The 23,085-nt window shown below is 72.7% G+C and carries 18 protein-coding genes; 8 read left to right on the top strand and 10 right to left on the bottom strand.

The genetic code is table 11. From position 1 onward, the window contains the following. Positions 1 to 60: 60 nt before the first annotated feature. Positions 61 to 1,524 (bottom strand): adenosylhomocysteinase, encoded by a 1,464-nt coding sequence (gene ahcY / locus ACYVLT_RS18000; RefSeq protein ID WP_360452285.1) that lies wholly within the window; start codon positions 1,522 to 1,524, stop codon positions 61 to 63. A gap of 85 nt (positions 1,525 to 1,609) precedes the next feature. Between ahcY and ACYVLT_RS17995 the strand changes: the two genes are divergently transcribed. Then, positions 1,610 to 4,060, top strand: coding sequence for a hypothetical protein (locus ACYVLT_RS17995; protein WP_461121343.1), 2,451 nt, complete (start codon positions 1,610 to 1,612; stop codon positions 4,058 to 4,060). Here ACYVLT_RS17995 and ACYVLT_RS17990 read toward each other — a convergent pair. After that, entirely contained in the window at positions 4,038 to 5,306 is a 1,269-nt protein-coding gene (locus ACYVLT_RS17990) for a glutamate mutase L (protein WP_461121342.1), read from the bottom strand. The genes ACYVLT_RS17995 and ACYVLT_RS17990 overlap by 23 nt on opposite strands. A gap of 231 nt (positions 5,307 to 5,537) precedes the next feature. Between ACYVLT_RS17990 and ACYVLT_RS17985 the strand changes: the two genes are divergently transcribed. Both ACYVLT_RS17985 and ACYVLT_RS17980 read left to right on the top strand, forming a co-directional pair. Continuing rightward, a complete protein-coding gene (locus ACYVLT_RS17985) occupies positions 5,538 to 7,058 on the top strand; it encodes an amino acid permease (protein WP_461121341.1) in 1,521 nt (506 codons plus the stop codon). A gap of 11 nt (positions 7,059 to 7,069) precedes the next feature. Next, entirely contained in the window at positions 7,070 to 9,259 is a 2,190-nt protein-coding gene (locus ACYVLT_RS17980; RefSeq protein WP_461121340.1) for a hypothetical protein, read from the top strand. On the opposite strand, the gene ACYVLT_RS17975 is transcribed toward ACYVLT_RS17980, so the two are convergent. From ACYVLT_RS17975 to ACYVLT_RS17950, 6 genes are all read right to left on the bottom strand, one after another. Beyond that, a complete protein-coding gene (locus ACYVLT_RS17975; protein ID WP_461121339.1) occupies positions 9,254 to 10,174 on the bottom strand; it encodes a cation diffusion facilitator family transporter in 921 nt (306 codons plus the stop codon). The two genes, ACYVLT_RS17980 and ACYVLT_RS17975, sit on opposite strands and share 6 nt — an antisense overlap. A gap of 41 nt (positions 10,175 to 10,215) precedes the next feature. Beyond that, positions 10,216 to 11,433, bottom strand: coding sequence for a mannose-6-phosphate isomerase, class I (manA, locus tag ACYVLT_RS17970; RefSeq protein ID WP_461121338.1), 1,218 nt, complete (start codon positions 11,431 to 11,433; stop codon positions 10,216 to 10,218). Positions 11,434 to 11,437: 4 nt separating this feature from the next. Then, complete coding sequence (locus ACYVLT_RS17965) at positions 11,438 to 12,514, bottom strand: SIS domain-containing protein (protein WP_461121337.1); 1,077 nt, start codon at positions 12,512 to 12,514, stop codon at positions 11,438 to 11,440. A 6-nt stretch (positions 12,515 to 12,520) separates the two neighbouring features. Next, positions 12,521 to 12,718 (bottom strand): Trm112 family protein, encoded by a 198-nt coding sequence (locus tag ACYVLT_RS17960; RefSeq protein ID WP_073886315.1) that lies wholly within the window; start codon positions 12,716 to 12,718, stop codon positions 12,521 to 12,523. A 5-nt stretch (positions 12,719 to 12,723) separates the two neighbouring features. Further along, positions 12,724 to 14,076 (bottom strand): phosphomannomutase/phosphoglucomutase, encoded by a 1,353-nt coding sequence (locus ACYVLT_RS17955; protein ID WP_461121336.1) that lies wholly within the window; start codon positions 14,074 to 14,076, stop codon positions 12,724 to 12,726. 88 nt (positions 14,077 to 14,164) lie between these two features. Further along, positions 14,165 to 14,524: a DUF3499 domain-containing protein gene (locus ACYVLT_RS17950; protein ID WP_073885657.1), complete on the bottom strand. Its 360-nt coding sequence runs from the start codon at positions 14,522 to 14,524 to the stop codon at positions 14,165 to 14,167. 173 nt (positions 14,525 to 14,697) lie between these two features. Between ACYVLT_RS17950 and ACYVLT_RS17945 the strand changes: the two genes are divergently transcribed. Beyond that, complete coding sequence (locus ACYVLT_RS17945) at positions 14,698 to 15,141, top strand: metallopeptidase family protein (RefSeq protein ID WP_360452265.1); 444 nt, start codon at positions 14,698 to 14,700, stop codon at positions 15,139 to 15,141. Between the two features lie 170 nt (positions 15,142 to 15,311). On the opposite strand, the gene ACYVLT_RS17940 is transcribed toward ACYVLT_RS17945, so the two are convergent. Together ACYVLT_RS17940 and ACYVLT_RS17935 are read right to left on the bottom strand one after the other, a co-directional pair. Beyond that, the gene (locus tag ACYVLT_RS17940) at positions 15,312 to 18,578 is read right to left on the bottom strand and encodes a glycosyltransferase (RefSeq protein ID WP_461121335.1); all 3,267 of its coding nucleotides are present in this window, start codon (positions 18,576 to 18,578) and stop codon (positions 15,312 to 15,314) included. A 97-nt stretch (positions 18,579 to 18,675) separates the two neighbouring features. Next, positions 18,676 to 18,981: a WhiB family transcriptional regulator gene (locus ACYVLT_RS17935; RefSeq protein WP_360452261.1), complete on the bottom strand. Its 306-nt coding sequence runs from the start codon at positions 18,979 to 18,981 to the stop codon at positions 18,676 to 18,678. A gap of 269 nt (positions 18,982 to 19,250) precedes the next feature. On the opposite strand from ACYVLT_RS17935, the gene ACYVLT_RS17930 reads away from it, so the two are divergent. The 4 genes from ACYVLT_RS17930 to ACYVLT_RS17915 are packed head-to-tail and all read left to right on the top strand — an operon-like array spanning position 19,251 to position 22,931. After that, on the top strand, positions 19,251 to 20,003 hold the full coding sequence (locus tag ACYVLT_RS17930) for a site-2 protease family protein (RefSeq protein ID WP_461121334.1): 753 nt from the start codon (positions 19,251 to 19,253) through the stop codon (positions 20,001 to 20,003). 39 nt (positions 20,004 to 20,042) lie between these two features. Then, entirely contained in the window at positions 20,043 to 21,008 is a 966-nt protein-coding gene (gene cofD / locus ACYVLT_RS17925) for a 2-phospho-L-lactate transferase (protein WP_461121333.1), read from the top strand. Then, positions 20,998 to 22,335: a coenzyme F420-0:L-glutamate ligase gene (locus ACYVLT_RS17920; RefSeq protein ID WP_461121332.1), complete on the top strand. Its 1,338-nt coding sequence runs from the start codon at positions 20,998 to 21,000 to the stop codon at positions 22,333 to 22,335. The genes cofD and ACYVLT_RS17920 overlap by 11 nt, the downstream gene beginning before the upstream one ends. Further along, complete coding sequence (locus tag ACYVLT_RS17915) at positions 22,332 to 22,931, top strand: NUDIX hydrolase (protein WP_461121331.1); 600 nt, start codon at positions 22,332 to 22,334, stop codon at positions 22,929 to 22,931. The genes ACYVLT_RS17920 and ACYVLT_RS17915 overlap by 4 nt, the downstream gene beginning before the upstream one ends. Positions 22,932 to 23,085 lie beyond the last annotated feature (154 nt).

Below are 23,085 nucleotides of genomic sequence, written 5' to 3'. Positions count from 1 at the left end.
AGGCGCGAACGACCGACTTCCCGGCGACCGAGCCGCCGTCTGCGGAGCAGCGGCAGTTAGTTAGTACCGGTAGTGCTCGGGCTTGTAGGGCCCTTCGACGTCCACGTCGATGTACTCGGCCTGGTCCTTGGAGAGCTTGGTGAGCTTGCCGCCCAGCGCCTCCAGGTGGATGCGGGCGACCTTCTCGTCCAGCACCTTCGGCAGGCGGTACACCTCCTTGTCGTACTCCTGGTACTTGGTGAACAGCTCGACCTGGGCGATCACCTGGTTGGAGAAAGAGTTGGACATCACGAAGCTGGGGTGACCGGTGGCGTTGCCCAGGTTGAGCAGGCGGCCCTCGGACAGCACCAGGATCGAGTGGCCGTCCGGGAACACCCACTCGTCGACCTGCGGCTTGATGTTGATCCGCCGGATGCCGGGGAAGCGGGCCAGGCCGGCCATGTCGATCTCGTTGTCGAAGTGGCCGATGTTGCCCACGATCGCCTGGTGCTTCATGGCCGCCATGTGCTCGATGCGCACGACGTCCTTGTTGCCGGTCGTGGTGATGACGATGTCGGCGCGGCCGATCACGTCCTCCAGCGTCTGCACCTCGTAGCCGTCCATCGCCGCCTGCAACGCGCAGATCGGGTCGATCTCGGTCACGATGATCCGGGCGCCCTGGCCGCGCAGCGACTCCGCCGCGCCCTTGCCGACGTCACCGTAACCGCAGATCACGGCCACCTTGCCGCCCATGAGCACGTCGGTGCCGCGGTTGATGCCGTCGATCAGCGAGTGCCGGATGCCGTACCGGTTGTCGAACTTCGACTTGGTCACCGCGTCGTTGACGTTGATCGCCGGGAACAGCAGCTCACCGGCCGCGGCCAGCTGGTACAGCCGCATGACGCCGGTCGTGGTCTCCTCGGTGACGCCGCGGATGGCCTCGGCGATCTTGGTCCACTTCCCGTTGTCCGCCGCGAGCGACTTGCGCAGCGTCTCCAGGATCAGCACCCACTCCTCGGGGTCGTCCGCCTCGGGCTGCGGGACGACACCGGCCTTCTCGTACTGCACGCCCTTGTGGACCAGCAGCGTCGCGTCGCCGCCGTCGTCCAGGATCATGTTCGGGCCGCCGCCGTCCGGCCAGGTCAGCATGGACTCGGCGGTCCACCAGTACTCCTCCAGCGTCTCGCCCTTCCAGGCGAAGCACGGGATGCCCTTGGGCTCCTCGGGGGTGCCGTGCGGGCCGACCACGACCGCGGCGGCGGCGTGGTCCTGGGTGGAGAAGATGTTGCAGGACGCCCAGCGGACCTCGGCGCCCAGCTCGACCAGCGTCTCGATCAGCACGGCGGTCTGCACGGTCATGTGCAACGAGCCGGAGATCCGCGCGCCCTTGAGCGGGTAGACCTCCGAGTACTCGCGGCGCAACGCCATCAGGCCGGGCATCTCGTGCTCGGCCAGCCGGATCTCCTTGCGGCCGAACTCGGCCAGGGAGAGGTCCGCCACGGCGAAGTCGATGCCGTTGCGGGTCTGGAGCCTCTCGGCGGTCATCGCGTGTTCCTCCATCTCGGATAGGACGGGCTGACAGTACCGCCCGCCACGCCGGGCCCCGGAGGTCGGCGGCAACTGGGTGCCGATGGACCAGTATGGCGAGGCTGACGCGAGGTTCGCGGGAGGATTCGTGCTCATTCCGGGCCCCGACACACGGGTGGTCGAACTGCGGGTGCACGGTGTGCAGGGCACCACCCCGCAGTCGCTGGTCGACGCGGTGGCGGCGGTGGACGTGGCGGGCGACGGGCTCGGCCGCGTCGTCCGCCCGGCCGACCGCCTCCGCAGACCGGCACCCGGCCCGGTGTTGCAGGCCGCGGGCCGCCCCGTGACGCGGGTCGTCGAGGGCTACGTCTGGGGTGCGATGACCTCGGGCGGCTGGGCCAAGGCGACGTGGGCGCTGCTGTTCCCGTTCTCGCTGGCGAACGTGGCGCACTGGATGCTGCCGCCCGCGCCGACCGGGTCGGTGCCCGCCCACCTGCTGGGTGTCGCGCTGCGCGCGCTGCTGAGGTTGGCGGCGCTGCTGCTGACCGTGCTGCTGGTCGCGCAGCTGGAGGTGATCAGCCTGGACCTGGTGGCGGCGCAGTGCCTCGCGCCGGGCTCGTCCTGCCTGTGGGGCCCGTCGTGGGTGAGCACGACGCCGTGGGTGCGCGCTGTGGTGGGTCTCACGCCGATCGCGCTGGCCGTGCTGGTGCTGCACCGCATGTCCAGTGTGGACTGGCGGATCGAGCGCAAGGAGGTGCCCGCCGCCGAGGGCACGCGGTCCGGGCTGCCCGGCGCGCACGTGGCCACCGACCCGGACACGCCCGCGTTGCGGGTGCTGCACCTGGTGGCGGCCCTGGGCACGGCCGTGGTGGTCGCGTTGGGCGGACCTCCCGGACCGCTGCTCGCGCCCGGCTGGCACGGGGTCGCGATCACGGTGTGCTGGGTGCTCGGGCTCGCGCTGGTCGCGGTGGCGGCACTGGGCGCGATGCTGCTGGACGACCCGACCGGCGGCGCGCCGCACCGGGGTGGGCGGTGGCTGCGGTCGGCGTTGGGCCGCGGCCCGCGACGGGTGCTGCACACCGTGGCCTGGCTGTCGCTGCTGGTCACGGCGGCGTTGCTGGTGCGGTTGCCGGTGCGGTTGTCCGGTGCCGACCTGGCCGTGCAGATGGTGGCCGCGCTGGTGGCGCTGGTGTGCGTGCTGATCGGGCTGCTGCTCGTGCCCGCCGCGCTGGTGGCCCGCCGCACGTGGTCGGCCCAGCCCCGGGAGCTGCGGCCGTGGGCCGGTGGGTGGATGGCCGCCCCGGTGGTCGCGGTGGCCGCCCTGCTCGGCGGCGGGTTCGGCGCGGGCGTGGCGCTGACCGTGCAGCGGGTGCTCGGGCACGGCGAGCTGCCGGACGGGTACGACTACATCGCGCTGCTGTGGGGCGTGGCCGGGGTGCTGGCGTTCCTGGCCGGGGTGGCGATGGCCGCGACCACGGGGATGATGCGGTGGAGCTCCCTGCGACCGATACCCCGCGACGGAGACGAGGACCGGGCGAAGGAGTGGGCGCGTGAGGCGTCGCTGCTGCACACGGGACGCGCTCGGGACGCGAAGCGCGCCGCGCGGGCGTGGTGGTGGGCGCACTGGCAGCGGCGGCACAGCCACCACGTGGTGCTGATCATGTCGTCGGTGCTGGCCGTGGGCGCGGTGCCGGCGGCGTTCCTGCGGTTGCGGGAGGTCGAACCGCCGACCTGGGCACGGCCGGTCATCGGGTTCGGCGTGGTCGTGCTGGCCGTGCTGGCGCTGTCGCTGCTGCGGGCGGTGTACCTGGCGGCACGGCGGCCGGACAAGGCCCGGCAGGTGGGCGTGCTGGCCGACCTGGCGGCGTTCTGGCCGCGCGAGGCGCACCCGGTGGTGCCGCCGTGCTACGCGTTGAAGGTGGTGCCGGAGCTGGTCGCACGGGTGCGGGAGCACCTGGCCGATCCCGGCACGCGGGTGGTGCTGGCCGGGCACAGCCAGGGCAGCCTGCTCGCGGCGGTGGCGGCGGCCCGGTTGCTGGAGGAGCTGCCCGCCGACCAGGCCGAGCGCCTCGGCCTGGTCACCGCGGGGTCGCAACTCCAGTGGGCGTACCCGCGGGCGTTCCCGGCCGTGGTGCCGCACGGCTCGCTGGAGACGCTGGCCGGTGGGCTGGCCGGGCGGTGGCGGGCGCTGTGCCGCGGCACGGACGCGTTGGGCGGCGCGGTGATGACGTGGGACCGGCAGGTGTTCGACGGGATGCTGCTCGGCGCGGGCTTCCGGCCGGACGGCACGTCGGGCGCGTTGCCGCCGGCGCTGCGCGGTCCGACGGGCGCGCTGGTGCTCGGCGGCGACCACTGGCTGCCGGACCCGCAGCGGGGGCCGTTCCCGGGCAGGCGGTGGGCGCCGGGCGTGAACCGGCACACCGACTACACCTCCGACCCCGAGTGGGACCGGGCGATCGCCATCGCGGCCGGGCTGGAGACGACGCAACCGCCGGCGCCGCCCGTGCTGCCGACCGCTCGGCAGGCGCCGGTCAGGTCGCCAGAGCCGAAGTGAGCAGCCGGTCGGCGGCGTCCGTGCGGCCGGACCCGGCGAGCAGGCCCGCCGGTGCGAGCACGTAGTCGCGGTCGACCGTGATGGCGGCGGTGCGCAGGACCGGGCGCAGGACGGGGTCGGCGCGCAGCACGCGTTCGACGTCCGCGGTCGAGTCGGCGTGCCGGAAGACGCCGCCGGACAGCACGAGCAGGCCCGCGCCCTGCGGTCCGAGCCGGCCGTCGACGAGCCTGAGGTGGCGGCGCACGGCCAGCACGGCGGCGAGCGCGGCGAGCCGGTGGTCCACGGTCGGGTCGTCGGGCAGCCACGTGACGTCGGCGGCCCGTGCCGCGGCTTCCCGTTGCAGCACGGCGGCCTCGGCCTTGTCGATCAGCTTCTCCGCCGTCGCCTCGGCCACCACCCCCGGTGCGGACCAGCGCATGCCGAGGTCGCCCTCGACCGTGCGGCGGTCCGGCGGCAGCGCCACCACCCGCTCCGGACCTTCCACAGTGGACACCGCCGAGTAGACGTCGGTGGTGGCGCCGCCGACGTCCACGACCAGCACCGCGCCTTCCCGGTCCCGCATCGCCAACCGCGACACGCCTTCCAGCACCGCATCGGGCGTGACGGCGCGCACGAGCCCGCGGAACCTCGGACCGCCGGACAGGCCCTTGCCGCCGATCACGTGCTCCAGGAACGCCTCGCGGATCGCCGCACGCGCCGGTCCGGGCGCGAGTTCGCCCACGTCCGGCAGCACGTTCGCGGTGCGCACCACGGTCCGGCCCCGGAGCAGCTCCGCAGCCTCCGGCTGGGCCTCGACGTTGCCCGCGAGCACGATCGGGCACGCGATGCGGTTCGCGCCGAGCTCGCGGGCGTTGTGCAGGAGCACCGACTCGTCACCGCCGTCCGTGCCGCCGACCAGGAGCACGAGGTCCGGTCCGGCCGCGCGCAGGGCCTCGACGCCCGCGCCGTCGAGCCGCCCGGCCGAGACGTGCACCACCTTCGCGCCCGCCGACAACGCCACCCGGTACCCGGCCTCCGCGCTGACCAGCCGCTCCTGCCCCACCACCGCGAGCCTCAGCCCACCCCCGGCGGAGGAGCACGCGAGGACGTGCTCGGCCGGACCGAGCGCACCGGTGACCGCGTCGATGCCTTGAAGCACCTCCGGCGGGGTAGTCGTGTGCTGTGCGGTGCCGAGCAGCTCACCGGCGTGCGACACGAGGGCGCCCTTGGTCCACGTCGAGCCGATGTCCAGGCAGAGCACGGTCATGCCCGAAAACTACCGGCGGCACCGCCCAACCAACACCCACCTCTAGTCTGATCGGACCAACCTCTCGACCCTCATCCACCACCGGATCCGCGAGGTCGCGTCGACCGTTCGCGTCCTCATTCGCCGGCGATCACGCTTTTCGATCGTCGGGGAATCAGGACGCGAACGGTCGACTTCCAGGCGACCTCGCCCGCGACGCCGAAGGCGGCGCAATTCAACACAGGAGGCACTGTGCCGGGCAACGGGCTGTGGCGCACGAAGTCGATCGAGCAGTCGATCGCGGACACCGATGAGCCGGACACCAAGCTGCGCAAGGACCTCACCGCGTGGGACCTGACGGTGTTCGGCGTCGCGGTGGTGATCGGCGCGGGCATCTTCACGCTCACCGCGTCCACCGCGGGCAACCTCGCGGGGCCGTCGGTGTCGTTGGCGTTCGTGCTGGCCGCGGTGGCGTGCGCGCTGGCCGCGTTGTGCTACGCGGAGTTCGCGTCGACCGTGCCGGTGGCGGGTAGCGCGTACACGTTCTCCTACGCCACGTTCGGCGAGTTCATGGCGTGGATCATCGGTTGGGACCTGGTGCTGGAGTTCGCGGTCGGCGCGGCGGCGGTGGCCAAGGGCTGGTCGCTGTACCTGCAGACGGTGCTGGGGCAGATGGGCGTGACGGTGCAGACCACCGCGTCGGTCGGCGGGGTCGACGTCGACTGGGGCTCGTTGCTGCTGATCGCGGTGCTGACGGTGCTGCTGGTGGTCGGCACGAAGCTGTCGTCCCGGGTCAGCGCGGTGATCACGGCGGTGAAGGTGGCCGTGGTGCTGCTCGTGATCGTGCTCGGCATCGGGTACATCAAGGCGGCGAACTACAGCCCGTACATCCCGCCCGCGCAGTCCGGCGGCACGACCGCGTCCGGCCTGGAGCAGTCGTTGTTCTCGCTGCTCACGGGCTTCGAGGGCAGCACGTACGGCGTGCTGGGCCTGCTCGCCGCCGCGTCGCTGGTGTTCTTCGCGTTCATCGGCTTCGACGTGGTCGCGACGACCGCGGAGGAGACCCGCAACCCGCAGCGCGCCGTGCCGCGCGGCATCCTCGGGTCGCTGGCGATCGTGACCGTGCTCTACGTCGCGGTGTCGCTGGTGATCACCGGCATGCTGCCGTACGACCAGCTCAAGACGCAGCCCGACGGCTCGCGGGCGACGTTGGCGACGGCGTTCTCGGCCAACGGCGTGGACTGGGCGGCCACGGTCATCTCGGTCGGCGCGCTGGCCGGTCTGACCACGGTGGTGATGGTGCTGATGCTGGGCCAGTCGCGGGTGCTGTTCGCGATGTCCCGTGACGGCCTCCTGCCGCGCCGCCTGGCCCGCACGGGCAAGCACGGCACGCCGGTCCGGATCACCGCCATCATCGGTGTCCTGGTGGCCATCGCCGCGGGCTTCTTCCCGGCGGGCCGGCTGGAGGAGATGGTGAACGTCGGCACGCTGTTCGCGTTCATCCTGGTCTCCGCGGGTGTCCTGGTGCTGCGCAAGACCCGCCCGGACCTGCCGCGCGGCTTCCGCGTGCCGCTGGTGCCGCTGGTGCCGATCCTCGCGATCCTGGCCTGCCTGTGGCTGATGCTGAACCTGACCGCGCTGACCTGGGTCCGGTTCCTGGTGTGGATGGCGCTGGGCGTGGTCGTGTACTTCGCCTACAGCCGGCGGCACTCGCTGCTGGGCCGGCAGGGCACCACCGCCGTGCCCGTGGTGAAGCACGACGAGATTCCGTAGCGTCACCAGGCGTGCCAGAACCGGTGCGCATCGAGATGTCGGGCCAGGCGGCCGCGGTCGTCCAGGCCGGTTCGATCGAGGGCGGCGTGCACGTGCACGCGCGGCACGCCGCCCCTTCGCCGGCCCGACCGATCACCGAGTGGCACCCGTTCGACCTCGACGTGCACCGCGCCGTCACCGTCGGCACGACCGACCTGCCCGACCTGCCCGCCTACCTGCCCCGCGACCACGACCGGGCGTTGGCCGACCTGCTGTCCGCGAAGAGCACGGTGATGGCCGTGCTGACCGGCGAGTCGTCCACCGGCAAGACCCGTGCGCTGTACGAGGCCGTCACCACCGAGCTGCCCACCTGGCCGTTGCTCTACCCGCGCACCGCCGAAGACCTGCTGCACGTGCTGGCCGCCGGCGTCGAGCCCGGCACGGTGCTGTGGCTCAACGAGACGCAGAACCACCTGACCGGCTCCCACGGCGAACAAGCCGCAGCCGCCCTGCGCACCCTGCTCGAACTGCCCGGCCCGTACGTCGTCCTGGGCACCCTGTGGCCGCGGTACTGGTCCGCGCTCACCGGCACGGACCACCCCCAGGTCCGCAACCTGTTGCAGCACCGCGCCACCCGAATCCGGTTGGCCGACCGCTTCGACCCGGCGCAGATGGCCGCGCGGACCACCGATCCCCGGCTGCGGAAAGCCCTCGCGACCGCCCACGACCGCAAGGTCATCCAGACCATCGCCGGCGGGCCTGCCCTGGTCGAGTGCTACGAGCACCCCGACACCCCGGAAGACCGCTTCGCGACCGCGATCGTCACCGCCGCCCTCGACGCGCGGCGGCTGGGCCACCAGGCCCTGCTCCCGACCGACCTGCTGACCGCCGCCGCACCGGGCTACCTGCACGAGGACGACAGGGTGGGCGCTCCGGCCACCTGGTTCGAGGTCGGCCTGGGGATCGCCGCGAGCAACCGCATGGGCGTGGCCGCCCTCATCCCGAAGCGCCGGAGCCCGGGCATCGGCCCGCCCGACGGCTACGACATCCACGACTACCTGGACCAGCACGGCCGGGCCACCCGGCACTGGGCGCGGACGCCGGACTCGCTGTGGGACGCGGTGGTCGCGCACACCACCGACCCCCAGGACCGGCTCCGCCTCGCCCGCAACGCCTACCACCGCCTGCGCTACCGGCACGCCGACCCGCTCTACCGCACCGCGGCCACCACCGCCGAACCACGCCACGAGCTGCTCGACGTCCTGATCCAGCACGGTCGGCTCGCCGAACTGGAAGACCTCGTGATCGAGAACCCGCCCGCACTGGATTCGGTGCTCCGGATCCTGGAGCGCGACCCGAACCCGTACCGGCTGGCGGTACGGGCGCTCCTCGCGCACCAGAACCCCGAGAAGTTCGGCGAACTCCTGGTCGCCGACCTGCTCGAATCGGGACAGGTGGACGAGGCGGTCGACGTGCTCCGCCGTTGGATCGACGCCGGAGTCGACGCCTACGAGTGGCTGGCCGACCTCTTGGCCGACCGGGGACGGTGGGACGAGGCACTCGCGGTGGTGCGCTCGGACACCAGGCGTTGGACCAAGTCGTGGCTCGCCGAGCGGCTCAGCCGAGCCGGGAACGTGGCGCAGCTGCGCCGACTGGCCGAAGCGGGATCCGTCGACGCCGACGAGTACCTGGCCAGGGTGGTGCCGTACGAGCAAGAGCAGCGACAACCCCTGGATGAGCTGACCTTGCTGAGCAGCCTCGGCGAGGACATGCCGTTCGGTCACCGGCTGGTCCGCGTGCTCACCACCAAGCTGGTCGCCCAAGGTCGGCACGCTGCCGCGGTCGAGGCGCTCCGCTTGGTCCTCGCCAGGGTCGATCCGATCGACGAACGGCACGTCACCGAGGCTTTGGCCGACGCACTGGCCGCCGGTGGCCGCTGGGCCGAAGCGCTGGAGCTGGCCAAGGCCGCGCCGTGGGAAGGCGAGTGGGTCGCCGAGCAGTTGGCCAAGGCGGGCAACCTGGCCGTGCTGCGCAAGCTGGCCGACACGGGCCTCAGCCACGCCGGACGGGAACTCGCGGCGCTGCTCGCCGCACGCGGCCGGTACGACGAGTTGCTCGACCGCACGAGAAAGGGCGACGAGCACTGCGCGCAGCAGCTCGTCGCCCTCGCCCACGGCGGGAAGCTCCCGAACGGCGAGCGGTTGCTCGCCGAAGGGCTATGACTTGGTCAGCGACCGGTCCAGGTCGGGCTCCAGGTAGATCAGGCGCGCGGCCGGGACCTTGTTCCGGACGCGCTGCTCCGCGCCGTCGATGGCCTCGGCCACCTCGTCGATCGTCAGGCCCGGGTTGAGCGCGATCTTCGCCGCCACCAGCAGCTCGTCCGGCCCGATGTACTGGGTCTTGATGTGGATGACCCGCTGCACCTTGCCCGCCGCCAGCTCGTCCACGATCACGTCCAGCTCCGCCGGCGACGCGCCCTCGCCGATCAGCAGCGACTTCATCTCCACGATCAGGATGACCGCGATCACGCCCAGCAGCACGCCGATGCAGATGGTGCCGATGGCGTCCCACACGGGGTCACCGGTCAACGTCGACAGACCCACGCCCATCAGCGCCAGGACCAGGCCGAACAGCGCGCCCGCGTCCTCCAGCAGCACGACCGGCAGCTCCGGCACCTTCGACTGCCGGATGAACTGCCACCAGGTGGCGTCGCCCCGGATCAGGTTGGACTCCACGATCGCGGTGCGGAAGCTGTAGGTCTCCAGGCCGATCGCGACCACCAGGATGATCACCGCGACGATCGGGCTGCTCAGCGGCTCGTGCGACTCCAGCTTGTGGATGCCCTCGTACAGGGCGAACACCGAGCCGAGGCTGAACAGCATCAACGCCACGATGAACGAGTAGAAGTACCGGTCCCGGCCGAACCCGAACGGGTGGTTCAAGGTGGCCTTGCGCCGCGCGGTCTTCTGCCCGAGCAGCAACAGGCCCTGGTTGGAGGTGTCCGCCACCGAGTGCACCGACTCGGCGAGCATGGACGACGATCCGGTGATCAGGAAGCCGACGAACTTGGCCACGGCGATCCCGGCATTGGCCACCAGCGCGGCGATGATCGCCTTGGTCCCGCCCCCTGCTGACACGGTTGCTCCCTAAGCGCCCAGTCCGATTTGTCGGTGTGACCCTACTCAACACCCGGGGTTGCCCGGAAAAGCTGGGTGTCCACATCCGCGGACACGACCACCGCCGGGTCACGGGCGGGCAGCCACACGGACTGGCCGCGGGCCAGCTCCACCGTCTGGCCACCGCACGTCAACCGCGCCCGGCCGCGCGTGCAGAGCAGGATCTGCGGCCCGCTGTGGTCCACCCGGACCTGCGTGTCAGGCCCGACCTCCAGCCGCGACAGCTCGAACTCGTGGCACGGCGTCCGGTACGACCACAGGCCCGGCGCCTTCTCCACACCGGTCTGCACGGGCATGTCGCCGCACGTGAAGTCCAGCACGCGCATCAGCTCGGGCACGTCCACGTGCTTGGGCGTCAACCCGCAGCGCAGCACGTTGTCGGAGTTCGCCAGGATCTCCACCCCGGTGCCGTGCAGGTACGCGTGCAGGTTGCCGGCGGGCAGGTAGATCGCCTCGCCGGGCCGCAGCACCAGCCGGTTGAGCAGCAGCGCGGCCAGCACACCCGCGTCGCCGGGGTACGCCTCGCCCAGCTCCAGGATCGTGCGGCACTCCAGGTCGAACTCGCCGCGTTCCTTCACGTGCAGCACGCACGCGTCCAGCACCTGCGGCAGGAGCATGTCCAGCGCGGTCTGCGGCAGCGTGATGAGGGTGGTGAACAGGGCGCGCAGGCCGCTGCCGTCCGGTTGGGCGGCCAACAGCTCGGCGTACGGGGCGAAGTCCGGCGCGTCCAACGACCGCAGCAGCGCCACCGTGCGCGCCGGCTCGCGGAACCCCGCCAGCGCGTGGAACTCGGTCAACGCGCAGATCAGCTCGGGCTTCGCGGACGGGTCCTTGTAGTTGCGGATCGGCGAGTCCATCGGCACGCCCGCCGCGTCCTCCGCGGCGAAACCGTTCGCGGCCTGCTCGGCCGACGGGTGCGCCTGGAGGCTCAGCGGCTCGTCCGCGGCCAGCACCTTGAGCAGGAACGGCAGCCTGCTGCCCCAGCGGTCGGCGTGCGGGGTGCCCAACTGCCCGTCCGGGTCGTCGGCGAGCAGGTCGAGCAGCGACCGCGACTCGCCGTCGGGACCCACCACCCGCGACGGGTCGCCGGGGTGGGCGCCCATCCACAGCTCCGCCTCCGGGTGCGGCGTCGGCACCTGCTTCCCGCGCAGCTCCGCGATGGCGGTGCGCGATCCCCACGCGTACGCGCGCACCGCGTTGTGCAGCAGATCCACAGTCATCCCCTCACACGGCCGGCGCGTACAGCCCGGGCCCACCCAGCGTCCCCGCCGCCAGGCCCAGGTACAGCGCGGCCAACTCGAACCGCAGGGCGAGCAGCGCGGCGCACACGGCGTCCCCGCCGCTCACCTCCTCGGCCGGTTCGAGCACGTCGGCCCCGGACAAGGTCTCCATCGCGACCCGCCGGCCGAACTCGGCCTGCGGGCCCTGCCGCACGGCCACCAGCAACACGCGGACCAGGCCGTCGTGCTCGTCTTCCGGGTCGGCGAACAGGTCCGCCCCCGAGGTGCCGCGCACGGCCCGGCGGTGCAGCACCGACCGGGTCAGGGCCTGAGGATAGCCGGCCACGTCGCTCACCACGCCCGCGTAGGTCGCGAGCACGCCCGCGCCGTGCGCGGCCACCGCCGTCGCCAGGTCGTCCAGACCCCACAGCAGCGGGGTGCGGTCGGCGATGCGCAACGCGAGCGTCTTGGCCGGGTTGACGAACGACTCGTGCATCGGGTGGCACCGCTCGGCCTCGCGGTCCAGCTCGTCCGCGATCGCCTGCACGTCCGCTTCGAGCAGCCCCAGCGCCTTGAGCGCCACCACCCACGCGGCGAAACCGCGGGCGAAGCCGAAGCCCGGCGGCACCGCCACCCGCGGCGGGATGAGCAGCGCGTGCTGCGCGGCGGACGCGGCCACCGGGCCGTCCGGCTCGGCGGTCAGCAGCACCCGCGCGCCACGCCGGGCCGCCCGGTGCACCGACTCGGCCATCTGCACGTCACCGGGGTCCTCGGTGTGCGCGAGGACCACGTCCAGCGCGCCGACCCACGTCGGCACGTCGTCCGCGACCACGACCGGCACCGGGCAGCGCGACCCGAGCAGGGCCGTCACCACCCCGGCGATGGCCTGCCCGACGCCGGGCCGGGTGACCAGCACCAGCGCCCGCGGGCGCTCCTGGAACACCCGCTGGACGCCGAGCTCGTCGGCCGCCTCGGCGGTCGCGCGGACCTGCGCGCCCGCGCGTGCGGCGGCGCGCAGCAGCCCTTCCCGGTCGGCGTCGGTGAGCCGGGACTGGTCGTCGAGGAGGCTGTCGTCAAGCACCCGCACTCACCCGGCCGTCGGCTCGACAGCCTCGTCCAGCAGCAGCACCGGGATGCCGTCCCGAACCGGGAACGACCGGCCGCACGAGGTGCAGGTCAGGTAGTCCGCGAGCGGGTCGGACGCGGTGCCGACCTTCAGCGGTGCGTGCTCCGGGCACGGGCAGGCCAGGATCTCCAGCAACTGCGCGTCCAGTTGGACGGCCACGGCGTTCATCCCCTCACGATCGCCAGGACCTCGTCGCGCAACGCGGCGACGGAGGCCGCGTCGGCGGCTTCGACGTTGAGCCGGAGCAGCGGCTCGGTGTTGGACGCACGGAGGTTGAACCACGAGCCGTCCGGCAGGTTCACCGTGAGCCCGTCCAGCTCGTCCAGCTCGACGCCCTCGCGCCCGCCGAACTCGGCCTTGATCGCGGCCAGCCTGCCCTGCTGGTCGCCCACCGTGGAGTTGATCTCACCGGAGGCCGCGTAACGCGCGTAGTCGCTGGTCAGCGCGGACAGCGGACCGTCCTGCTCGCCGAGCGCGGCCAGCACGTGCAGCGCGGCCAGCATGCCCGTGTCGGCACGCCAGAAGTCGCGGAAGTAGTAGTGGGCGGAGTGCTCGCCGCCGAAGATGGCGCCGGTCTTGGCCATCTCCTCCTTGATGAAGGAGTGGCCCACGCGGGTGCGCACCGGCACGCCGCCGTGCTCGCGGACGATCTCCGGCACCGCGTGCGAGGTGATCAGGTTGTGGATGATCGTGCCGCCGGGGTCCTTGGCCAGCTCGCGCACCGCGACCAGGGCGGTGATGGCGGACGGCGAGACCGGCTCGCCGCGCTCGTCGACCACGAAGCAGCGGTCCGCGTCGCCGTCGAACGCCACGCCCGCGTCCGCGCCCTCGTCCCGGACGCGCTGCTGGAGGTCGACGATGTTGGCCGGGTCCAGCGGGTTGGCCTCGTGGTTGGGGAAGTTGCCGTCCAGCTCGAAGTACATCGGGACGACCTCGATGGGCAGGCCCTCGAACACCTTCGGCACGGTGTGGCCGCCCATGCCGTTGCCCGCGTCGACCACGACCTTCAACGGCCGGCTGCCGCTGAGGTCGACCAGGTCGCGCAGGTAGGCGGCGTAGTCGGTGAGCATGTCCTGCTCGGACACCGCGCCCTTGGCCACGCCCTCGGCGTCCGGGACGCCCTGCTCGGCGTCCTGCCGGATCTGCGCCAGACCGCTGTCCTGGCCGACCGGCGCGGCGCCCGGGCGGCACAGCTTGATGCCGTTGTACTTGGCCGGGTTGTGGCTCGCGGTGAACATCGCGCCGGGCAGGTCGAGCTTGCCGGAGGCGAAGTAGAGCATGTCGGTGCTGGCCAGGCCGATGTTGACCACGTCGACGCCCTGCGCGGTGACGCCCTCGGCGAACGCCGCCGCCAGGCCCGGCGAGGAGTCGCGCATGTCGTGCCCGATGACCACGGCCGTGCCGCCGACCAGGCGGGCGAACGCCGCGCCGAAGTCGCGCACGACATCGGCGTCGAGCTGCTCGCCGACGACACCGCGGATGTCGTAAGCCTTGACGATGCCGGACAGATCGCGCACGGCCACACTCCCAAGTTGGCTCTTGACACTGCCTCGGGAAGCCTACCGGCGCGCGCGTGAGCCTCGTGTCCGGTCGTTGACTCTTCGCTCAGTCTTCGTTCGGATCGGGCAGAACGCGCAGGTGGCCGCGTCGGATCGTGCCCGCGGGCAGCTCCGGCAGCTCGACCTGCGGTGTGGCCCGGCCCGCCTCGCGGACCGCCTCGGCCAACGCCGTCAGGTCGTCCACGGTGGGTTCGGGGGCGCGGAACTCGCCCTGGTGCCGGACGACCTCCCAGCCGCGCGGCGCGGTGAGGCGCAGGGCGTGCTCTTCGCAGAGGTCGTAGGAGTGCGGTTCGGAGTACGTCGCCAGGGGGCCCACGACCGCGGTGGAGTCCGCATAGGCGTACGTGAGCGTGGCGACTGCCGGGTTCGCGCACCCGGTTCGCGAGCACCGTCTCACGCTCCGCACGGCGGGGACGATATCGCGTCCCGCGCGACGTGTGTTGGATTACCTCCGGCGCGGCGTTGGCGGTGGTGCCGGGTTCGGGCAAGTTGCCTGGTCGTGAAGGCCGACCGGGAGGGATCGGAGGCCGGGGTGGCCACGGCGTCCACCGGGCGGCAACTACCCTCTACCCCGTGGTCATGGCTCGGGGTTCACGACGGCAGGGCGCACCGCGTCGGCGCAACCGCGACCGGCACGGTCGAGGACTGCGCGGTCCGCTCTACCCGGCGACGCTGCCGGCGGCCCGCAGCCGGGCGGAGCGGTTCGACGCGCTGGTGCTGGAGGCGTTGGAGCCGATCGAGGCGCGGTGGCGGACGGAGCTCACGCAGCTGGACGTCGCGGTCGACGACGTGCCGGACATCCAGTCGGGCGACGACGGTGACGTGGTCGAGGACGGCAACGTGCCGCTGGCGCGGCTGGTGGCCGCCGGCGCGGACCGCCGTGCCCGCATCGTCCTGTACCGCCGGCCGCTCGAAGCGCGGGCCAAGGACGGCGCCGACCTGTCCGACCTGGTCCACGACGTGCTGGTCGAACAGGTCGCCAACTACCTGGGCCTGGACCCGGACGTCATCGACGGCGACTAACCCACCCTGAACGTAGGACTCACGCGTCTTGAACGTAGGACTCACGCGTTCCGAACGTAGGACTCACGCGTTCCGAACGTAGGACACGCGCGAGAGTCGTACGTTCAGGTCGCGCGTGTCCTACGTTCGGAACAGGCGTGTCCTACGTTCGGAACACCCGAGTTCAACGCTCAGGGGCGGCGGCGGGAGGGGATGGCGGTGAGGAAGGTGAACAGGGCGGCGGCGGCTTGGAGCATCAGCAGGAGTTCGCGCAGGGTCGAGGAGACCTCGACGCGGACCTCCGAGGCCGTGGTGGGCACCGTCACACCGACCAGGTGACCCCAGGCCCGCACGATCGTCACCTCGCGGCCGTTCACCCACGCCCGCCAGCCGGGCTCCTCCTCCGCCGCCAGCACGAGCAGCCGCCCCTCCGGACCCTCGGACACCTGGACGCCGACCTCCGGCGGCGCGGCCTCGACCGGGGCGATGCCGGGCGCGCCCAGCTCCACCGGCGGGTTGCCGCCGGTCCTGGCCCGTCGCGCCAGCTCGGGTGACAGCAGCACGGCGTTGCCCGCCGCCAACTGCACCCGCAGCACCGGCCGCCCGTCCGACATCGCCGGTGTCACGCCGACCAGGTCCCCCACGGCGTCACGCAGCCGCTGGGCCGTCGCCAGGTCCGGCACCACGACGAACGCCACACCCGATGCCGCCGCCTGCGTCAACGCCGTCCGCGCCGCCGACGACGACCCGCCGGTCAGGTCACGCGACCACCGCTCCAGCCGGGTGACGGCCGTCGGCACCGGCACGTAGTCGTCATCACCGAACGCGGGCAGCCGCCCCGCCACCAGCCGCGTCGGCGTGCCCAGCACCAGCACCGACCGCCCGGTGCGCGGCAACTCCTGCTCAAGCGTCGACGGCAACCGCACCGCGTCCGCCGTCAACGCGCCCGACCGCAGCCCCACGAACCCGGCGCACGCCAGCCCGAGCACCGACAGCACCCCGAGCACCGACACGACCCGCCGCAGCGGCACCGCGTCCGCGTCCCGCCGGAACGCCGACAGCACCACCCACAGCAACCCCCACCCGACCAGCACCAACGGCCCACCGGTCCACCCCGGCGACGAGTCACCGCCGGGCAGCGGGGCCACCGCCACGGTCTGCAGCACGATCACCGCGAGGCCGCCCAGCACCACCACCGCGAGCCCCGCCAGCATCGACCGGCTCGGCCGCAGCACCAGGGCCAGCAGCGCGAACCCGACCACCAGGAACCCGACGAACGGCACCGCACCGGTGCCACCCGGCCGCAACGACATCAGGTCGAGCAACCCCACTGCGGGCGACTCCACGAACGCGCCCACGCCGTGCAGCACCACGGACGGGTTCTGCAACACCACCGCCGGCCACGGCAGCAACAACGCCATCGGCAGCAGCACGACCATGAACAGCGCCGCCACCCGCCGCCGCCCGTCGCCGTGCCTGCCGGGCACCACCACGAACCCGACCAGCGCGGCCAACGCCACCAGCCCGTGCACCAACGGCGAGAACGCTCCCACCGCCGCCACCGCCAACGCCGTCCCCGACGCCACCGGCAGCCACGACGCGCCCGCCCCACCCCGCAGCACGGACGCCACCCCGGCGAACACCACGGGCGCCATCACGTGCACCACGACGACGTCCAACCGTCCCTGGCTCACCGCCGACGTCGCCGCCGGCAGCAGCGCGTACGCCGCCGCCACGAGCGCGCGAACGGGCCGCCGCACGGGCATCCGCCGTGACGCCACGTAGGCGAAGAGCCCGGCCAGCGGCGCGTCGCCGATGAACAGCAGCGCCACCAGCGCGGCGGGCGACCCGAGCAGCACGCCGACCGTCCCCAGCACGGCCAACGCCGCCGGCGCGGGCGCGGCCGTCCCACCCGCCACCGGGTGCCAGGCGGCCAGGTAGGACGACCAGGTGCTCGCCAGGTCGCCCACCGGGAGCAGCCGACCGCCGCTCAGGTCCAGCCCGATGCGCGCGGCGTTGGCCAGGATCCCGAACACGGCCAGCCCCAGGACCAGCAACAACGGCGGCCCGAGCACCAACGACCGCAGCACCCGTGCCCGGTCGACCTCCACGAACACGATCCCCGGCGCACCGGAGCGCGGCACGGGCGAAGGTCGCGGCCGGGGCGAGGGCCGCGGGCCGGACGGGGCCTCCACCGGCACCATCACCGCCGGACGGCGCAACCCGCCCGTCGCCCGCACGGGACGACGCCGGGACAGCACACCGGCGGGCAACGCCGACGGGCCGACCACCGGACGTTCCACTTCGGACGGGACCGACCACCCGCTGGGCCGTGCGTCGTCCTCGGGCAGCCGGCCCAGCGCCAGGTCGGCCTCGACGCGCCGCCGGACCAGCGCGGCCGACGCGGCGCGGACCGCGTTGCGCAACCGCGTGACGCGGCTGGTGAACAACCCGCGCACGACCCCGTGCACCGGCCGTTCGGCACGTCCGGCCAGCAGCCCCGCGCGCCCGCTGAGCAGGTACCGCAACGCGCCCAGCTCGGCGTGCGCGTCGGAGAACCGGCGCAGCACCACGAACCCGAGGGCGCGCAGGAACGCGAGGCCGGTGATCCGCGGCAGCCCCAGGACGAACGACACCGCGCCGCAGTTGACCAGGAACGTGCGCAACCCGTGCGCCCGGTCCACACCTCGCAACGCGGGCCCCGGCCGTGCCGCCGCCGCGTCCAACCGCCGCGTGCCGCGCCCGGCCGCACGCGCGTGCCGCATCCGAGCCACCGGGACAGACAGCACCAGGTGGCCGGCGAGGTTGGCGCGCCAGCCGAAGTCGATGTCATCGCGCAGCAACGGCATCGACCGGTCGTAGCCGCCGAGCTCCTCCCACACCGCGCGGCGGATCAGCGACCCGGCCGACGGCACCGCCAACGCCTCGGTGCTCTGCCGGAACGACCCGGCCAGCTCGACCCGGCCCATGCCGGTCTGCCGGTGCCCGGACGCGTCGGTCGACAGGCCCGCCTCCACGACCAGCCGCGGGTCGGTCCAGTCCAGGCTCAACGGCCCGAGCACGGCCGCCGACGGCGACACCTCGGCCGCGGTCAGCAGGGCAGACAGGCAGTCCGGTTCCGGCGCGCAGTCGTCGTGCAGCAACCACAACCACGCGCCCGGATCGCCCCACCGCTGCACGGCGTGCTCGACGGCGGCGTGCACGGCCGCGCCGAAACCCGTGCCGCGCGGCAGCGTCAGCACACCGTCGATCACCCGATCGGGGCCGACGGCGGCTTCGGCGAGCACCTTCGCGGTGCCGTCCACCGACCCGGTGTCGACCGCGATCACGTGCCGCGGGCGCGGCTGTTGACGGCGCAGCGCGGACAGCGCCGTGCCCAACCACCGGTCGCCGTCGTGGCACACCAGCACCGCCAGCACGGGCGCGGTGCGCAGCCGCGGAGTGGCCCCGCTCGTCAAGTGCCGCTCCTAGTTGCTCCGACTACGCCGTGGGACGACCACGGTAGGCCAGAGCGACCGCGCAAGCGATCACACCGCACACATCAGACCGCGCGCATCACACCGCGCGCTTTTTGAGCTTCCTCCGCTCACGCTCGGACAGCCCGCCCCAAATGCCGAAGCGCTCGTCGTGCTGCAAGGCGTACTCCAGGCATTCCGAGCGCACCTCGCAACCGAGGCAGATCCGCTTGGCCTCCCTGGTCGAGCCGCCCTTCTCCGGGAAGAACGCCTCGGGGTCGGTCTGCGCGCACAGGGCGCGCTCCTGCCAGTCCTGCTCATCGGCCGCGTCGAACAGGTCGAGCACGACCGGCTCCCGTGCCGGGACGTCCCCGTCCACGATGCGACCCCCGTCGAATTCCTGCATAGTCCGCCTCCTCGCCTTCCGCTCTCCCCGGTTGGCGGACACCACTCGCCGTCCCCACAACGACGAATGACACCGATGTGATTACACCTGTGTCACAACACGCGGTCAAGCGGAGTCCACAGGTCGGGGGATATTCCCGCAGATGGCGTGAAAAGCCTTGACTAGCAGCACAGACGGTGATTGAGGGAGTGCGGCGTGCCATAACAGCTGCGCGGAAGGCCTGCGGGACGGGCTGTGGGACACCGGATCGGGGAGGCCACACTGGAGGGGTGAAGCGATCAGCGGTGCGACCGAGTCCACTGTTCCTCAGCCTGCTCGCGGTGACGGTGGCAGGCGCCGTGCTGACCCTGTTCGACGATTCCTCGGCCGCGCTGACGGCCGGCACGGTGCTGTTCGTGCTCGGCGGCTGGGCGGTTTCGCTGTGCCTGCACGAGTTCGGCCACGCGATCGTCGCCTACCGCGGCGGCGACTACGCCGTGCAGGCCAAGGGGTACCTGACCCTCGACATCCGCCGCTACACCGACCCGGTGTTCAGCATCGTGCTGCCGCTGGTGCTGCTGGCGTTCGGCGGAATCCCGCTGCCCGGCGGGGCGGTGTGGATCAACCACCACGCCTTGCGCAACAAGCGGGTCGAGTCGATGGTGTCGCTGGCCGGACCGCTGAGCAACCTCGTGCTCGGCGTGCTCCTGTCGCTGTCGGTGATCCTTTTCACGCCGCCCGCGGGTTTGGCCGCCGCGCTGTCGTACCTGGCGGCCGTGCAGATCCTCGCGTTCGTGCTGAACATCCTGCCGATCCCCGGCCTGGACGGGTGGGGCGCGATCGAGCCGTACATGTCGTACTCGGCGCGGCAGTTCGGCGCGAAGGCGCGGATGTGGGCGCCGTTCGTGCTCTTCGCGGTGCTGATCGGGTTCCCGACCATCGGCAGGCTGTTCTTCGAGGCCGGGTACGCGGTGTTCGAGTTGATCGGCGGCGACCGGTGGCTGGCCGCCGACGGCCAGGGCACGTTCCTGTTCTGGCGTTGAGGTCCTCGCGTCGACCGGCCCGTGGGAGGATGGCGACTCGTGAAGGTCGTCGTACTGGTTGGCGGGGTTGGCGGGGCGCGGTTCCTGGTCGGGCTGAAGAGCCTGCTGGCCGGTCCGGAGCACGAGATCACCGCCGTGGTGAACACGGGTGACGACGTGTGGATGCACGGGTTGCGGATCTGTCCCGACCTGGACACCTGCATGTACACCCTCGGGGGCGGTATCGACTCCGAACGGGGCTGGGGCCGCGCGGGCGAGACGTGGGCGGTCAAGGAGGAGCTGGCGGCCTACGGCGCCGACCCGACGTGGTTCGGGCTGGGCGACCGCGACGTCGCCACGCACCTGGTGCGGACCCGGATGCTGCGCGCGGGCTACCCCTTGTCGGCGGTGACCGAGGCGTTGTGCCACCGCTGGGAGCCCGGCGTGCGGTTGCTGCCCATGTCGGACGACCGGGTCGAGACGCACGTCGTCGTGACGATGGACGAGGGCGAGAAGGCGATCCACTTCCAGGAGTGGTGGGTCAAGCACCGCGCCCAGCTGCCCGCGCGGTCGTTCGCGTCGGTCGGGGTGGAGACGGCGACGCCCGCCCCCGGTGTGCTGGACGCGTTGCGCGACGCGGACGCGGTGTTGATCGCGCCGTCGAACCCGGTGGTGAGCGTGAACACGATCCTGGGTGTGCCGGGGGTGCGTGACGCGTTGCGCAAGACGGAGGCGGGTGTGGTCGGCATGTCGCCGATCATCGGCGGCAAACCGTTGCGCGGGATGGCGGACGCGTGCCTGTCGGCGATCGGCGTGGAGACCTCCGCCGAGGCCGTCGGCCGGTACTACGGCTCGCGCAAGACGACGGACAAGGGCGTGCTGGACGGCTGGCTCGTGCACACCGGTGACCGGTCGGACGTGCCGGGTGTCGCGGTGCGCGCGGTGCCGCTGTTGATGTCCGATGTGGACGCCACGGCGGCGATGGCGCGGGCGGCGCTGGAACTGGCCGGTGTCGATGTCCGCTGATCACGCCGCACCCGCGCCGATCACGGTGCTGCCGGTGACCGGGCTGCCGGAGTTCCGGCCCGGTGACGACCTGGCGTCCGCCGTCGCTTCCGCCGCGCCCTGGTTGGCCGACGGTGACGTCGTCGTGGTGACGTCCAAGGTGCTGTCCAAAGTGGAGGGTCGGTTGGTGTCGGTGCCCGCCGACCCCGAGGAGCGCGACGCCGTGCGGCGGCAGTGGGTCGAGGCCGAGGCGGTGCGCGTGCTGGCGCGGCGCGGGCGGACGTTGATCACCGAGAACAAGCTGGGGATCGTGCAGGCGGCGTCCGGTGTGGACGCGTCCAACGTGGCCGGTGACGAGATCGCGCTGCTGCCGGTCGACCCGGACGGCTCGGCCGCGGCGCTGCGGGCGGCGTTGGCGTCGCGGTTGGGCGTGTCGGTGGCGGTCGTGGTGACGGACACGATGGGCCGGGCGTGGCGGGTGGGGCAGACCGATGCCGCGATCGGCGCGTCCGGGCTCGCCGTGCTGCACCGGTACGCGGGGTCGGCGGACGGGTTCGGCAACCCGCTGGTGGTGACCGAGGTCGCGGTGGCCGACGAGATCGCGGCGGCGGCCGACCTGGTGAAGGGCAAGCTGGGCGCGGTGCCGGTGGCGGTGGTGCGGGGGCTGGCGGTGGCCGACGACGGGTCGACCGCGCGTGACCTGGCCCGGCCGGTGGCGGAGGACCTGTTCCGGCTGGGCACGGCCGAGGCGGTGGCGCAGGGTCGGGCCGAGGCGGTGCTGCTGCGCCGTTCGGTGCGGGCGTTCTCTCCTGCGCCCGTCGCCGCGGAGGCGGTGCGGCGGGCCGTGGCGGCGGCGTTGACCGCGCCCGCGCCGCACCACACGCGGCCGGTGCGGTTCGTGCGGTTGACCGCTCGGCGGGACGTGCTGCTGGACGCGATGGCCGACCGGTGGCGTGCGGACCTGCGTGGCGACGGGTTGCCGGAGGACCGGGTCGACGCGCGGGTGCGGCGGGGTGACATCCTGCGGGACGCGCCGGAGGTCGTCGTGCCGTTCCTGGTGCGGACCGGGGAGCACGCCTACCCGGACGCACGGCGGACGGCGGCCGAGCGGACCATGTTCACGATCGCGGGCGGTGCGGCGGTGCAGGGGCTGTTGGTGGCGTTGGCCGCCGAGGGGCTGGGGTCGTGCTGGGTGTCGTCCACGATCTTCTGCGCGGACGTGGTGCGCGAGGTGCTGGAGCTGCCCGACTCGTGGGAGCCGCTGGGTGCGGTGGCGATCGGGCACCCGGAGGTCGAGCTGACGCCGCGTTCGCCCGCTGAGTCGGACGAGAGGTTCCTGGAGCTGTGAGCCGCTCGGAGCTGCACGCGGACGTGGTGGCGACGTTGGGCGCCTGGCGTCCCGCCGACCGGACGCAGGAGTCGCTGCGACAGGCGTACCTGGGGTTCCTGGCGGCTCGTGGGGACGCCTGCCTGCGCTCGTGCGAGCCGGGGCACGTCACGGCGTCGGCGCTGGTGGTGGACGCTTCCGGGGACCGGACGTTGCTCACGCTGCACCCGCGCGTGGGTCGGTGGTTGCAGTTGGGCGGGCACTGCGAGCCGTCGGACGTGACCCTGGCAGGCGCCGCGCTGCGTGAGGCGACGGAGGAGTCGGGCATCGAGGGCCTGGAGATCTCCCCGACCCCGATCCACCTGGACGTCCACCCGATCACGTGCTCACTGGGCAAGCCGACCCGTCACTTCGACGTCCGCTTCCTGGTCCGCGCGCCGCTGTCCGCCCGCCCGTTCCGCAGCACCGAGTCCGTCGACCTCCGCTGGTGGCCCCTGACCGCCCTCCCCCCGGACACCGACGACCTGCACCCCATGATCACCGCCGCCCACCCCGACCTGCACAAACCCGAGAGTCCAACCTCCACGCGCCGAGAGTCCAACCTCCACCGCCCGTGAGTCCTACGTTCGCGGCCCGAGAGTCCTACGTTCAGAGCACCTGAATTCAACACTCAGGTAGCCGACCGTTCGTCGTGAGCGTTGAACTCGGGGTGCGTGAACGTTGGACTCACGCGACGCGAACGTAGGACTCTCGCGGGTTGGAGGTAGGACT

The sequence above is a fragment of the Saccharothrix stipae genome (genome assembly GCF_054781895.1).
This window is presented reverse-complemented; position numbering and strand designations above follow the sequence as displayed.